This window comes from Duncaniella sp. C9, assembly GCF_004803935.1.
GTDB lineage: Bacteria > Bacteroidota > Bacteroidia > Bacteroidales > Muribaculaceae > Duncaniella > Duncaniella muris.
This window is the reverse complement of the sequence record NZ_CP039547.1, coordinates 2,119,931-2,134,395: the sequence shown is the minus strand read 5'-3', so window position 1 is coordinate 2,134,395 and position 14,465 is coordinate 2,119,931. Positions and strand designations below refer to the sequence as shown.

The 14,465-nt window shown below is 47.8% G+C and carries 13 protein-coding genes; 3 read left to right on the top strand and 10 right to left on the bottom strand.

Translation table 11 applies throughout. The annotated features are described in order from the left end of the window. Positions 1–2: 2 nt before the first annotated feature. The gene (locus E7745_RS08815) at positions 3–1,154 is read right to left on the bottom strand and encodes a restriction endonuclease subunit S (protein WP_168182064.1); all 1,152 of its coding nucleotides are present in this window, start codon (positions 1,152–1,154) and stop codon (positions 3–5) included. A gap of 59 nt (positions 1,155–1,213) precedes the next feature. Between E7745_RS08815 and E7745_RS08810 the strand changes: the two genes are divergently transcribed. Further along, positions 1,214–2,143, top strand: coding sequence for a site-specific integrase (locus E7745_RS08810; RefSeq protein ID WP_123615070.1), 930 nt, complete (start codon positions 1,214–1,216; stop codon positions 2,141–2,143). Between the two features lie 129 nt (positions 2,144–2,272). Here the strand turns inward: E7745_RS08810 and E7745_RS08805 are convergent, their stop codons facing one another. From E7745_RS08805 to E7745_RS08795, 3 genes are all read right to left on the bottom strand, one after another. Further along, positions 2,273–3,298 (bottom strand): nucleotidyl transferase AbiEii/AbiGii toxin family protein, encoded by a 1,026-nt coding sequence (locus E7745_RS08805; RefSeq protein ID WP_123615071.1) that lies wholly within the window; start codon positions 3,296–3,298, stop codon positions 2,273–2,275. Beyond that, positions 3,282–3,893: a DUF6088 family protein gene (locus E7745_RS08800; RefSeq protein ID WP_123615072.1), complete on the bottom strand. Its 612-nt coding sequence runs from the start codon at positions 3,891–3,893 to the stop codon at positions 3,282–3,284. The genes E7745_RS08805 and E7745_RS08800 overlap by 17 nt, the downstream gene beginning before the upstream one ends. Before the next feature lie 244 nt (positions 3,894–4,137). Beyond that, on the bottom strand, positions 4,138–5,523 hold the full coding sequence (locus E7745_RS08795; RefSeq protein WP_123615073.1) for a phage integrase SAM-like domain-containing protein: 1,386 nt from the start codon (positions 5,521–5,523) through the stop codon (positions 4,138–4,140). A gap of 1,738 nt (positions 5,524–7,261) precedes the next feature. Here E7745_RS08795 and istA point away from each other — a divergent pair. Continuing rightward, positions 7,262–8,833: an IS21 family transposase gene (gene istA / locus E7745_RS08790; protein WP_255575990.1), complete on the top strand. Its 1,572-nt coding sequence runs from the start codon at positions 7,262–7,264 to the stop codon at positions 8,831–8,833. Further along, complete coding sequence (gene istB, locus E7745_RS08785) at positions 8,817–9,602, top strand: IS21-like element helper ATPase IstB (RefSeq protein ID WP_107031685.1); 786 nt, start codon at positions 8,817–8,819, stop codon at positions 9,600–9,602. Before istA ends, istB begins: the two co-directional genes overlap by 17 nt. Before the next feature lie 90 nt (positions 9,603–9,692). Here the strand turns inward: istB and E7745_RS08780 are convergent, their stop codons facing one another. The 6 genes from E7745_RS08780 to E7745_RS08755 are packed head-to-tail and all read right to left on the bottom strand — an operon-like array spanning position 9,693 to position 14,450. After that, positions 9,693–12,449 (bottom strand): hypothetical protein, encoded by a 2,757-nt coding sequence (locus E7745_RS08780; protein WP_136408672.1) that lies wholly within the window; start codon positions 12,447–12,449, stop codon positions 9,693–9,695. Continuing rightward, positions 12,446–12,643 carry a hypothetical protein gene (locus tag E7745_RS08775; protein WP_136408671.1) on the bottom strand — a complete coding sequence of 66 codons (198 nt, stop codon included), beginning with the start codon at positions 12,641–12,643 and terminating at the stop codon, positions 12,446–12,448. Before E7745_RS08775 ends, E7745_RS08780 begins: the two co-directional genes overlap by 4 nt. 38 nt (positions 12,644–12,681) lie before the next feature. Beyond that, a complete protein-coding gene (locus tag E7745_RS08770; protein ID WP_136408670.1) occupies positions 12,682–13,158 on the bottom strand; it encodes a hypothetical protein in 477 nt (158 codons plus the stop codon). A gap of 6 nt (positions 13,159–13,164) precedes the next feature. Further along, a complete protein-coding gene (locus E7745_RS08765; RefSeq protein ID WP_136408669.1) occupies positions 13,165–13,662 on the bottom strand; it encodes a hypothetical protein in 498 nt (165 codons plus the stop codon). Further along, entirely contained in the window at positions 13,649–13,969 is a 321-nt protein-coding gene (locus E7745_RS08760; protein WP_136408668.1) for a hypothetical protein, read from the bottom strand. The genes E7745_RS08765 and E7745_RS08760 overlap by 14 nt, the downstream gene beginning before the upstream one ends. After that, positions 13,953–14,450: a hypothetical protein gene (locus E7745_RS08755; RefSeq protein ID WP_136408667.1), complete on the bottom strand. Its 498-nt coding sequence runs from the start codon at positions 14,448–14,450 to the stop codon at positions 13,953–13,955. Before E7745_RS08755 ends, E7745_RS08760 begins: the two co-directional genes overlap by 17 nt. Between the last annotated feature and the right edge of the window lie 15 nt (positions 14,451–14,465).

The window sequence follows — 14,465 nt, the reverse complement described above, 5'->3', positions numbered from 1 at the left end:
TGTCACACGAACATCTTGGATAACAAATATTCTCGTTGCTCTGTGTAATGGGTCAATATGGACTTTTCAAGAATAATCTTGTCGCTAATTGTATCCAAGCATTTAGCGAGGGTTAATGCCTCGCTTTCATCGGTTGGCAGAGGGACGCTGTTTGCTAAGAATCCACTGTTTGTGATGTTGATTGTGTTTTTCGCACCTTTCTGAATTATAGGATGAAGATAGTTAAAAGTATTTACCTCGCTCTCAAAGTAGTAACCCAGCAATATACCAATCCAATCATATTTAGGAACAAATACCCCATATAATGGGGAAATAGCTGCCGGTAATTTCTGAGTGTTGCGTTTGACTATTCCATAAGGGAAACTCCCGGTCGGGCTTTTGGTATATATAATATCCCCATAGCGAGCAACATTATAATGTCCTGTCTCTTTTGCAGCAAATGAGCGACCAAGATATTCTATCTGATTTACAACTCCCTCAGAAACCGATACCGAGCAAACATTGTATCCCGCAGAGTTTTTTTCGCCGCGCTCGGTCAGAATGTCACTTAATGAGGTCAACTTCCACGACTTCTTGGATAAGCCTCTTGATATTGCGTTTTGTAGTAATGCTCTACGCAAAGATATAAAATCCTCAATCAGCCTCCTTTGGGTAGCTATGCGCTCATCGAGTAGTCCCAAGGACCGAGTTATTTTTTCTTGCTCTTCTAAAGATGGAACATGTATAGTGATGGGATTAATATGAATATTATTGATTTGAGGAATAGTTGAGGTATCCGCAATTCGACTTAATCTTGCTCGGAGAATGAAATAAAACAAATATTGATCTGAGATAAACGAATTATCTGCTTTAATTCCCATCAAATTGGTATCAATATTAATCGGGAAGAGATTCATTCTGACCTTGTTGGTTAGGATTGCGGCACCTCTTTTAGAGAAAACGACACAGCCTTCTGGTAAAATATTCTTTCCTCGTTGGCTCAGATATGGAGTTTCTCCTAAATATTTCTCACACCAATTTAGTTGTTCAACCTTGTAATATGGTATTATTCCAAATTTTGAACTAACACAATTGGGGCTTTCTCCGCTAAAAATGCGTATATAGTCACCCAGTCGACACTTTTTCCACGGCTCGGTGAAGCCGGGGAAGCGCAAAACGGGCGAATTGATGCGATATTTTCTTTAATTATCCTAATCAATTCATTTCAACGAATATGGAAAAAGAAAAAATCACAATCAAAGATCTCGCTGTCCTTTGGAAAAAGGACAAGCGACAGTATGTGAAGCAATCCACATACTCAGCCTACGCCCTAATCGTAGAGAATCAAATAATCCCGACATTCGGGAATCTTTACGCCTTGACCGAAGCGGATGTGCAGTCGTTTGTAATCGACCGACTTAACTCCGGTCTGAGTCAGAAGTACGTCAAGGACATACTCATAGTCCTGAAAATGATAGTTCGCTTCGGCGAAAAGCACGGCTATCTCCAACACTGCGAGTGGGACATCAAATATCCGACCGCTCCCGAAAAGCAAGGCTTAGAAGTCCTGACAGCCGCAAACCACCGCAAAATTCTGGACTACATCAGCCAGAACTTCACATTCCGCAATCTCGGCATATACGTCTGCCTTACGACCGGGCTACGCATCGGGGAGGTATGCGGCTTGAAATGGTGCGATCTCGACATTGAACGCTCAATGCTGACTGTGCAACGCACGGTGGAGAGAATCTATGTTCTCGAAGATGACGGCACCAAACACACTCAAATCGTCGTCAATACTCCCAAGACCGCAAACTCCGCCCGCGAAATACCGCTCAACAAGCCCCTGATGACAATGATACGACCCTTTAAGAAGGTCGTCAACAACGAATACTACGTCATAAGCAACGAGCCGCAGCCCATTGAGCCGCGTACCTACCGCAACTACTACATGAAGCTGATGAAACAGCTCGGCATACCCCCGCTGAAATTTCACGGACTACGCCATAGTTTCGCCACACGCTGCATCGAAAGCAACTGCGATTACAAAACGGTCAGCGTCATACTCGGCCATGCCGACATCGCCACAACTCTCAACCTTTACGTCCATCCGGGCGCTGAGCAAAAGAAAAAGTGCATCGACAAAATGCTCCGCTCCCTCTGACGCGGAGAAACATCCCCGCTACAATAGTTTGGTTTGGTTCGGGCTTTATATATGCCCAACCAAACCTAAACTTATATGGAAATACTCAGCAAAAAGAAGGTTGGGCGTGAGTGTTGTTGTCCTCATAGGTTACATGGGCATTGAGCGGAAACGATTTTCCAATTGTTCGAGCCGGTCAATTAGTGCATCAAACGACAGCTTCTCCCCGTAAATCATGGAGGTTTTCATTGTTTCGTAGTCAAGGCGCATTTTGTCGCGCAATTCGCCAGTCGGACAGAATGCGATGGTTGACGGATGGTTAAGCTCGTAGTTTACACCGCCGACATGATAGAATCGTTGGCGATGGGCGATGATTTCCTGATATAATTCCATGTCGGAGAGTGCGGCTTCTGCAAAAGCAGTGTCCATCAGTCGCTCCAAATCATAAAGATGGCGGCTCATGCGGTCGGAGCGAGGTGAACGACGCTGGTATTCCTCATTGAGCAGAAAGGCTTTTTCAAGGAATGTGCGTGTCGGTGTTATGGTCGGTATTTCGGCAAATGTCTCACCGTCAATCTCCGGGAAAGCATTGCCAACGAGTGATGATATGCGCTTGACTTCAAACGGTTCTTTCATCGAAAGACAACTTATCTCAATCTTGACTACGGGACGCACATACGCATCAGAGTCAACTTTGACCGGATAGTGAATCTCTATGATTACCGGATCGCTGTCGTGGTCGATTGGCGAACCGTCCTTCTTTGTGGTTATCGGTACTACCTTGCATTCGCCTAAACCGGATTCTATAAGTTTCGATTCCAATTCCTTTGCGAACTCGCCAAGTATATAATCACGATTGACAATGCGGAGATTCTTCACCTGATTGTTAGTTGCAGCTTTAGCGCAATCCTTACCAAGTTCATTGAGATAGAAATCACGATAGAGGGCTATGTCGATGTCTTCCGAAAAGCGGTCAATCAGGTTCCAGCCTTTGCTGAGACTTGTTCCACCTTTGAAGAACATATACTTTGCCGGGGAAAGGGAAAACAGAACCTTCAAAATGGCAGTAACCCACCAGTCCTTTTCAACCGCACCCACGCTGATGTTCTTTTCATTTGCTATAATATATGCCGACTGTTGACGGTCAGCATCCGAGGCATCAATCCATCTGCTCATTTCGTTTGATTTTATCCTTTGTTTCGATAATAATTTTTCTAATCCAGCGCGGAGCACGAGCTATATCTTCTTGCCATGTCTCTTCCTCCGGGCTTTCTTTCAACACGCCATAAACTACGTCAAGAGTATTATCATCAACATTATATTGCTTGATAGACTTTAGCGCAAGCACTAATATCGGCATAATCTTGCCCTTATATGCAAATGTCGATGGCACACTATGTTTAAGAGTCAGAGTACGTTTGCCAATCTTTATTTTACGTGGTGTTCCTGATGTAAGATACACGGAGTTCATTGGAACTTGTGTTGAAAAACCGAGATAATTCTCAGCAGTCGCTCCGGTTGGCAACAGTTGCGCATCATCACGTTTTGCTATGGTCTGTGCTATTTCTCCTATCGTCGGAATAACGGGCCCAAATCGTGATTCTTTTGGCTTAACGTATATCCCTGTGGCAACTCTGACAAGCTTCCCTTCATTGCATAGTTCTGACAATATGTTGGAGGCGTAGTGAGTATCAATAGGCAAAAAGCTATCCGGCAAGAAGATGGTGCCCTTCTTGCTGCGATTGACCTTTGAGATAATTGTTTGTTTCATATCGCGATGAGTAAAAAAGGAAAATAAACGCTTAATTGTCCTTTCTCAGCAGTGCAAAGTTAGTGTTTTATTTCCAATTACACAAAACATTACATCCAATTAAATAGGATTTTACATCAGCCGCAAATCATAGGTGTGGTATGATATGTCAGTTTGGTTTAGTCCGGGTAATATATACCCGACTTAAACCAAACCAACATATAGATAGGGCTGGTGAAAAGAAAAATTATTCTTTTGCATAGTTCTACTTTAGACGTGAGGCACGAGTAAGACGGTCTTCCTTGATGTAGCGGCTGAGTGATGCTTCGGTGGTGTGGCCCGTGGCTGCACAGATTACATCTCGGTCATTACCTCGTAGTCGCATATTAGTGGCGAATGAGCGGCGCCCGGTGTGGCAGCTCACCATCTGCCATCGCTGGTATATGTCGGTTTTGCGTCCGGCTCTGCCATTGCCTACGTCGGCGGTATATGCCTTGGTAACATATCCGGCTAATGTACTTTCCGGATTTGCCTCATATACAGCTTTCATTATTTCTTTCAGCGCATCGTTGAACTTCTGGTTGCTGATTACACGTGGCATCGCCTTTCCGTCATCGTATAAGTCGAGGATTGCTTGAGTTTCGGGCAAAATCTTTACCACCGATACCTTATCGGTCTTTTTTGCTTTATATTGGATATATCGTTCTCCATCCTCTGTTACATGAATGGAGTTGTAATTGAGTTGTTCGAGGTCGGAGTGTCTGGCTCCTGTCCAGCACATCAATATGAACTGATTGCGCACGGTTCTGAGGTGTTCGGTTGGCAACTCTTGTTTTGCTATCAGATCAATCTCACTTTCGAGCAGAGCGATACTTTCCGACTCCTCTTTCAGCTTTTCACATCTAAGGAAATCTTCTGCCATACATTGTATGCGCATCGGTTGGTCGCGGATAACGGTCTTGATTACCTTGATATGGTCGCCGATAGTATTTAGCTTTAATCCCTCTCCATAGGCAAAGGATAGATAATCGGAATAAAACGACTTATTGAGTTCGTCAAACCGAATATCGGTGATATGCTTCTTCTTCATAAAGTCGCGGATATAGCGGCGAAGATGCTTGTAGTGCTGTATCGTTTTCAGTCCAATTGGTTTGCCGTGCCATGTTCGAGCCGGGGCAGCATCAATAAAGACATCAAGAGCCACAATGAAGGATTCTTCACGCTGTCGGAGCATCGCTTCAAGTTCTTCTTTTTTGCGCCGCTGTTCAGCCTCACGTTGAGCTTTCTTACGCTCTTGTGCTTCTTCCTGTGCTTTCCGTTGTGCCTCCTGAAACTCGCGTTGCTCTTTATGGGCGAATTCATCTATCGCCTTATCAAGTTTCGTTCTTGAACCTTTAGGGTCGTTGATTATAGTATCAATCAGAGCCGACATTTCATCAAGCTTGTCGCAGAGTTCCTTCCCTGGACCGGCACGAAATGTATTCCACCGTCCGGGAGTGGAAATGGCGTCATTCCAAGTCTTGATGTCAACTTCAATTCGAGAGTGGAGCATAAGATTGGAGTTGAAGCCAACGCGACGGGTATAAAGAGGCGCAACGCCGGTTTTCTTGGTGGTTCGCAGTACGAATTTAGTATATGCTGATTTAGCCATATTCGATAAGTGTTTATCTAATAACGGCAAAGGTATATGATATAGTTCAAAAGTTGATACAAAGTTGATACAAATCAAAGCGACATTATGATGCTTTTTGCGACTTTATGAAATTGTTAAAATGTATAACCATTTAATATTGGCATATTTACAAAATCGAAGTTTCACGAAATATCACAAAAGTTGCCCTTCCAAGGCAACACTTCAAAATCGCAACTGATTAAATAACAATCGGTTGCGATTTTCTTTTGCCATTTTTGCACAACAATTGCACAACAGAAACCGAAAATCTCTTTCAAAATTCATCGTCATTCATCATCATTCAAGCGCAGTAGTTGATTTTGCATTTTTTAATAAGACTTCATTCACTCTCGCCCGAACCATACAGGCGGCTATATGGTTTTAGTAGTTGCGGTGTGTTTTCACACGACAATAGCGGGGCTGACACTGTACCATGCCGTGACCGTCATGTATAAGACACACCAAAAGACAAGACCCAAGAGTGGGCGTCAAACATATTCGACCTAAACGGGTCGAACACCAACGCACAATCCTAAGAGTGTGTGCCAGACATCGTAACCGGAAACTTTACTAACGCGATTATAATCGGCGTGCGGGCAAAGACCCGACTTTACGCTGATGCCGGCTGTTGTTGTTTGATGTTGCACTTATGGAAGCTATGGCTATACTCCAATTTATAGCGATGGCTGAGATACAGGATTACCACTTTATAGATTGTGCTCTTTTGGAGATATGAGATTTTTTTCGTATCTTTATGTAACGCTACGAGGCAGAAGCATCCGTCCGACACGTTCAACCATATTGCCCGGATTAGGAATGATGCTCTTTGACGTTGCTATGCCTAATTGTCGTTGCGACACGTAATTATCTTAGTCGGGTGAAAAGGCACCCGATGTACTATGAACTTATGAGAAGCCGTAAGGTGGCGGCCTGTACCGCCAGCCCTAAACAACTCGCCGTAAGGAAGCGATGCTTAACGGGCTTATTCCTCAGTCAGCGGCTACTGAGAATTGAAAATACTGACGCTCTGTGCGCGTCATAATGTACTGACGGACATTACTGTATATTGCCAAAACACGCCGGATTTTTTTGGATTTAGTGGCGGCGTTAAGTAGAGGAGATATGTAGTAGGTTCCAAGCATCTGGCGCATAATTATATAATAGGATAGCACAGGGTAAGGTGACCTCAATGTAACATTAGAAGAAAGGTTCCGATTGCAAAGATTTGCAACCGAACACAAAGCGTATTCTGCCCTCAAAAAGGTGGACCGCTACTGCTGTTGGCTTTTGCGAACACAAGCGGCATGGGAGAACTACGCCTTTTGCTTACCTCTATTGGTTGGCAGCAACAATTGTTGGCTTTAATGAAACAAGCTGACAGCATCCTCTATGTCATTACAGACCGTTGTCACCGCTCGAAAGCGCCGGAGATGTGGCAATGTATTGTTTCGGCGTAAAATCTTAAATTCAGACCTCACAATGAATTTATATAATCTTCTCCAAGCTTCTCTCTCCGATGGAAAACCCAGGCTCGGATGACCCCTTAGACCAGGTTGAATTGACCCCTTAAGCCAAAATATCACTGACCCTTTTGCCCAATATAAAAATGACCCCTGTCGACGTAATGTCAGCAGGGGATTTTATATGTATCTTTGAATTCCGTTTTGGCCGACGGGGGATATAATTCAAAGAAAACATGAACACAAGATAAAAGAATATTCTCCTATGTCACGCATCAGGGATGGGCATAAAAGGCATCAGTAGTGCCTTTGACATATCCCGGAACACGGTGCGCCGCTATGTGAGAATGTATCAGGACAGCGGTATACCCGCTGAGAAGCTGCCGTCGCTGAGTGATGCGCGGCTACAGGAACTATTTGCCATACCAGGGGCAAAGGAACGTAAACCGTCGGAGCGGCAGGTCTGGCTTGAAGCCCTATTGCCCGATTATGCGGCGCGACTTTCTCGAAAGGGCATGACGGTCAAGAAGTTGTATGAAGAGTATCATACCGGCCATCCCGATGGCTATCTGAAGGCATCTTTCGGGATGAAACTCAGGCAGTTCATGCTGCAGACCAACGCCATCGGGCATGTGAAGCACCGCGCCGGAGACCAGATGTATATCGATTTTGCCGGAGACAGATTGGAAATAGTCGATGAGGCAACAGCCGGGATACGAAAGGTCGAGGTGTTTGTGGCGATACTTCCATGTAGCCACTACACATATTGCGAGGCAGTGTGGACGCAGAAGAAGGAAGATCTGATAAAGGCCTGCGAAAACGCCATCCGTTTCTACGGCGGCGCACCATGTGCGATTGTGCCTGACAACCTGAAATCTGCAGTCACGCGCAGTGGCCGCGACGAGCCGGTCATAAATCCTGACTTCGAATCCTTTGCCGAGCATTACGGCTGCGCCGTGGTGCCTGCCCGTGTGCGGCATCCAAAGGACAAGGCCCTGGTGGAAAATGCAGTAAAACTGATGTATCGGTCTGTGTACGTAGACCTTGAAGGTCAGATTTTCCATAATCTGGAGTCGCTTAACGAAGCAATCCTCAGGTCTCTGGAGAAGTTCAACGCGCGTAATCTGACGCGTCGAAAGGAATCACGCCGTCAGCTCTTTGAGGCTGTGGAGCGGGACAATCTCCGGCCATTGCCTGCGAACCGCTATCAGATGAAACAGCGGGCTGTCGCGACAGTACAGCGTAACAGCTACGTAACTCTGCACAAGCATCACTACAGTGTGCCTGTGCAATATGTAGGCAAACGTGTGGAACTGGTCTACGACACTGACACGATCGACATCTTTCATGGCTTTACCCATGTGGCGACGCATCACCGCAACGATACTCCGTATGAATATACAACGAAACCGTCACACAATCTGCCCGGACGCAAGGGGAGCTGCGAGAGCGACATTGCGGAACTGCTTTCACGCGCTGCACAGATCGACAACATCGTATTGCACTATCTGCGTGCTGTCATCGAGGACAGGCGTTATCCGGAACTTGCCTTCAGAGTCTGCCGTGGCATCATGAAACTTGAGAAAAAGTATGGACTGAAACGGCTTGTGTCAGGATGCGCCGCGGCAATGGACGCACGCCTTTACAGTGTCAGCGACATGGTGGACATACTTGAGTCCGGAGCCGATGCAGATTATTTGCCGGGGGCTGATGCTGACGGCAATGACCGTCAGACACCATCCCACCGGAACATACGCGGTAAAGAATATTTTGCCGCGAGCATAAAACTATCAGCCAACAACAACGAACAACATGGAAACGAACAATAAAACCACGCCAATAACAGCGGAGAAAGACCGCAACTCCATCTCTCTGGATCTGATGCACCGTATGCGCTTACACGGCATGTCGGCAGCGTTTTCCGAAAGTCTTCAGGCCACATTCGCCGAGACAATGACACCTGACAGCTTTCTGAACTGGCTGTTATCCAGAGAATGGGACTACAGGGCCGCACGCAATATTGAGCGCCTGGTGAAAAACGCAAACTTCAGATACGATGACGCGTCGGTGGCGCAGATTGACTATAACCTTCCGCGTGGCCTGGATCGTAATCAGATGGAGCGTCTCGCATCGCTGGACTTTATCCGTAAAGGTGAAAACCTGTTCATCACAGGCTGTTCTGGTACGGGCAAAAGCTATCTGGCAACAGCACTGGGATACGAGGCATGCAAGGCCGGTATGCGCGTACTGTACGCGAACGCATCCAAACTGATGGGGACCCTGAAAATCGCCAAAAACAAAGGAACAATCGAAACGGAGCTCAAGAAACTCGAAAAAACGCAGCTCCTGATCCTCGACGATCTCTTCCTGGTGCCTCTCGACGCCAAGGAACGCGCACACCTTACGGAAATCATCGAAGACCGCCATGGTCGCAAATCAATCATCGTGACATCACAGCTCCCCGAACTGGACTGGTACGAAGCAATCGGTGACTCCACAGTGGCAGATGCAATACTCGATCGCATTGTCCACACTGCTCATCGAATCACGCTTACCGGCGAAAGCGTCCGTAAGCTTAAAGCTATAAAAAGCCGATAAGACAAAATAAAATTGACCCCGTCGGCCAGAACGTTTTCAGGGGTCAATTCAAAATATTTTCAGGGGTCAATTCAACCTTGGTCTAAGGGGTCATCCGAGCCTGGGTTTTCCATCTCCCGACCATATCTGCGCGATGCCGGTACCCATATCCATTGCTCCGTCGCAGAAGGTCAGAATCTCATTCATCGAGTTCTTGAAGTTATCACCAAACACTGAGCCGAGGGATTCTCCCCAGCCCCGTATGGTACTTGTCACTTCCTTCCCCTTTGCATTGAGGTCTTTGAGTGCGCCGGACACATCACCTCCCTCTTTGATGGCTTTGTTAAGTTCAGACCATGAAGTCCTGAAAGCGGCAAAAGGATTATTCTTTTCAAGCTGCTTCTTGATTTCCTGCACCTGCTTGAGCATTCGCCGGTACTCATCGACTGTTATTTTGACCGCCTTCTTTACAAACTTGCCGTCGGCATCCTTTACCGGGATGGTTATTTCGACACCGTCGCCGTCAACCTTTGCATTCTCAAGAGTCTCCTTTGCCTGTGCATAGAAATCCTTGAGGACTTTATATCCTCGGTCGGATACCGTGCCGAACAGTTTGTCATAGAAATCGCTTGCCTGCAATATTTCTCCCTCAAGCGATGAAATAGAGGAACGGTAAGCCTGTTCGCGGGCTGATATTGCCGACTTGATTTCGGTGGTGTCCAATCCCTCCGATTCAAGCCGGGCGAGTTCAGCATTGAGGGTTTCCATATCGGCTTTATAGGATGATTCTATATCCCTGCGGCGTTGATCATAGTCCTTATACTGCTCAAGCAGCTCATTGAGCTTTTCCCGGTTCTTTGCAACTTCGTCATTCTCGACCTCACGAATGGCATTCTGCATACCTTGGTTGGCGAGACGGCGAGCCTCGGCAATAGCCTCGGTTTGCTCCGGCGACAACGTGCCGTTCTGCATCTCTCGCCACTTATCCTCTTGATCCTGTATTTCGGACATCTGCTTTTCATAGTCAAGGGCAATCTGACGGCGACGCTTCTCTGCACCATCCTCAAGTTGGTCGATTTCCTCTTGCTGATTTTTCCATCGCAGTTTGCGCAGTTCCTCTGCGACACGACGTTCCTGCTCGACACGATCATCTTTGTCGGGTTTGTCCGGCTTATCGGGTTTGTCCGGCTTACCACCATCCGGATCAACATTTGTACCGGGAATATTTGCCATAGTAGCATCAAGTTGATCGGCCAGTCGATTCATTTCACCGATATATTCCTGAATAGTCCTTTCGGCATTTGTCCGGGCATTGTTCTGAGCGGCCAAAGCCGAAGCATTACCGGCATCCCTGCGCATCTGAGTGACAATACGCGCACCCTCGTCAGTAAGAGCCCAATATGAAGAGGCTCCTTTTACCATTCGGAGATTTCGTTCCCCACGACCGCCTGTTACAAAGTTTCCGGCACTGTCCCGATCGGAGATGGCCGCTTTCTCGGCCTCAGTCAGATCTACGAATCTTGTTTCGGTAGTCGCCGGAACATATTTATATGTTTTATTCTTTTCAATGTTCTCGACCATCTGGTCTGCGACATTCTGAATACGGGTCTCATAGGCTTTCAGTTCTGCGCGGAGAATGATCGCCGTCATCATATCTTTCGTATGCTGACGGAATATCTTCTCCATATCGTTGACGTTGTCTATCTCTTTACCGAGCTTGCGCCATTCCTCCTTGGTATCTGTTATAAACTTCTTCTTTTTATCGAAACTGTCTCCAAGGTTCTCCCATGCACGTTTCAATTTGAGGAAAGACGCAATCTGCTCTCCGGCAGCAGTGGCTACCGTCCGGGCAAATTCCTCCTGCTCCTCACGCGCTTTCTCCATTTGTTCCTGACGCTCTTCCTCTGCTTTCTGAGCTGCCTTACTACCCTTGGCAAAGGCATACAAAGCCCCTACGACCGTCACACAGGCCATAGCAAGCAAGACATAAGGATTCGCCTTGGCAACCGCATTAAACGCCGCCTGTGCGATTGTAGCGGCCTTAGTGACAATAACCCCGCGACCCTGCGCGGCAGTCTTTATCGTTTCGGCAGTAGTAGCAGCCTTGGTCTGAATAATTCCGATGCCCTGCATGAGTGCAGACTGCCTCTGCAAGTTATTCTGAATGGAACTGAGTGCGTTGCTCGCTACAAGAGCTGCCTGTAATTTTGTCTGAGCCTCCACCAAATCCTCTTGGCTGACTCCGAACATCTCGGCTCCGGCGGTCGCCAAGCCGAAACTGTCGATGGCAAGCTGAAGGGCTCCCGTCAACTGATCGAAGCCTCGTGTGTCGGAAGCTGCGTTGTTAATGGCCGCAGTGGTATCGCCCATCGCGTCTCTCAAGACACCGGCCTGTTCGGTCAGCTCCTCGATATGACGTTGCAGAGCCTTTCCCTCGGCTGTGGCACGCTCTTCATCGCTGAGTTGGGCATACGCGACCATGAGTGTGGCTATCTCTTGAGTGAGATTGCGGAGCTGCTGCCGGAGGGAGACATCCGCTCCCTCCGACGCAGCCTTGAGCTGATTCTCCATATCGACAAGCTCGGCAAGTCCGGCTTTCTCGTCTTCGAGTTCCTTCCTGACTTCCTCGATACGAGCTTTGGCTTTGCTCCACTCAGCACCGGGCGCAGCACTCTTGGATGCCTTCTCCAATTCCTTGAGAGTCTTTTCAAGGCGCGAGACGTGCTGCCTCTGCAATTTGAGAGACTCTGACACTTCCTTTAACTCGGCTGCTGCGTCATCGGAGAACTGACGGACTATCCTCCCGGCGTTTTTCAAGCCGGGAGTCAGTCCGTCTTTCATCAAGAATTCTATTTCGACCGGTTTCATTGTAAGAGATTGCTTCTGAAAAATCCTGCTACTTCGTTGGCTTCATCCTCTGCCGAACCTCCGGCCTCCGGCTTTGAGGTTCGTTTCTCGATATACCGGGGCGCATCGCTCAACATCATGATGAGTGTCTGATAATTGACCTTGTGGAGTATGTAGTCAATCGTCCATCCCGTGGCGGTAGCCACTTGCCACAGGAATCCGAAGGGGCTATGGGAATTCTCGTAGTGAGTCGTTAACTCCCCTTCTTTTTTTGGCTCAGTCTCAGCCGCATCGGATTTGTCTTCTCGGCTGATCTGATAATAGGTATAAAAGGGTCGGTTCCCATGAGACGGACGAATTCCCTCACAGCCGCTATCTGATATTCATAGCGGACAAAATGGCGCACGAACCATGTCAACGGCTTCACATAGACTGTTCGGCCAAGAGTCAGGGCGATCATCCTACAGATCTTGCCTCCATGTTTGGCGAGGAACTCCATCTGCTCTTCCTTGGAGAATTTCTCCATATCGGAGCTTTTGACCCCCATTGACAAATAAGTCCGGGCAATTTCGATTTGGCCGGACATGCAGGGGCGGCGCATCGTCACCCTAAAGACTATCGGTCGTTTTCTGAACGGTAGCCGGAACTCCTTCAGGGGGAGGGAGACACCCACGTTTAAGAGTGCCTCCGCTGCCTCCTGTTGGATCATTCTGATGGTCTTGTCCTTCATACGTTACTAACCTGCCGAAGCCGGAGCGTCTTTGATGGAATATGGCGCAGAGCCATCGGTCGGTTTGTTGACCTTGAGCTGACATTCGAGCTTTGCGACTTCGGTAAGTGTGAGCTTACCGGCAAGGCTTGCGAGAATGGTGCCGTTGGGAATGGTGATCACTTGGCCGGAAACGAGATTGATTGTCCACTTGCCGGACTTTTGAACGAGGTCGGAAGGAGCCTCCCAGCCGGTGTAGTTCGGTTTGGTGCCGATAAGTTTGCCACCGAGCACAGCCGCGATATTCTCGTAGTTGAGCTGAATGAGGTTGAAGGTCGGGGCAATCTGACCATTTTTCTGAAGCAGGGTCAGAACCGGCGCATCGGGAACCTGCTCGGCCTCCACATCGACGGATTCCGGCTTGGTGCCTCCGAAATCGAATGAGCCTTTTTCGATGTAGCCCATCGTAAAGTCATCGAAAGCAAGCGAGCCGATGCCATACAGGAAGTTTTTATTTTTTTCCATATCGGGATTTTGATAAGATGATTATTGTTGAGAGTACGCCGACAAACAGTCCGGCAATAAATGCCGCCAATGCGATTTTAATTGGATTTGAACGGTGTTCGCGCTCCGTTTGAACGCTCTCCTTGAGGTTGTCGAGAGCTTCGAGGGTGGCTTGGTATTGCTCCTCGTAATATTCCACTTCGCGCTGAAGACTGTCGCAGGTCGCGGTGACGAAGATTGTGTCGCCTCTTAAGGAGACCTCGGCTCCGGCTTGACCGCTGCGCTTATGGTACGACGCTCCTGCCGGGAGTTTAAGGAGGCTGTCCACGGATACGGTTATCCGAGCCTGACTCATCGGCACCGTCTCCTTGTGTATCTGCCTTATCACTGTTATGGTATCGTGCTTCTCTACCGTCTGCACTGCCTGAATCTGTTCCGTCTGTGTCTTTTTGGTTGTCGCGCAACTTACGCAGCACAGGACAGCCATCGGAATGAGGACAGCCGGAAGCAGCTTCGACAGCCTTGCGGAGACGCGCCATCTCTCTCTTGGTAGAGGCCATCTCCTTTTTCGTTGCCTGTAGGTCTTCTCTGGTTGCATTGAGTTCCTCTTTTAAAGGTTTGACGATGTTTTCTACAAGAATCCGGGTGGCGTTCTCAGTGTTGGTGATGCGCACACTTTCGGCATCGGCCTTTGCTCTCTCGGCATCGGCGTTGGCCTTTCGGACTGTCGCCTTGAGCGTAATGACACCCACCATTAAGGCAAGGAAGCCACCGCCAAGAAGTATGTTAAGAATTTCACTGAATGTCATAGCCACTCGGATTTG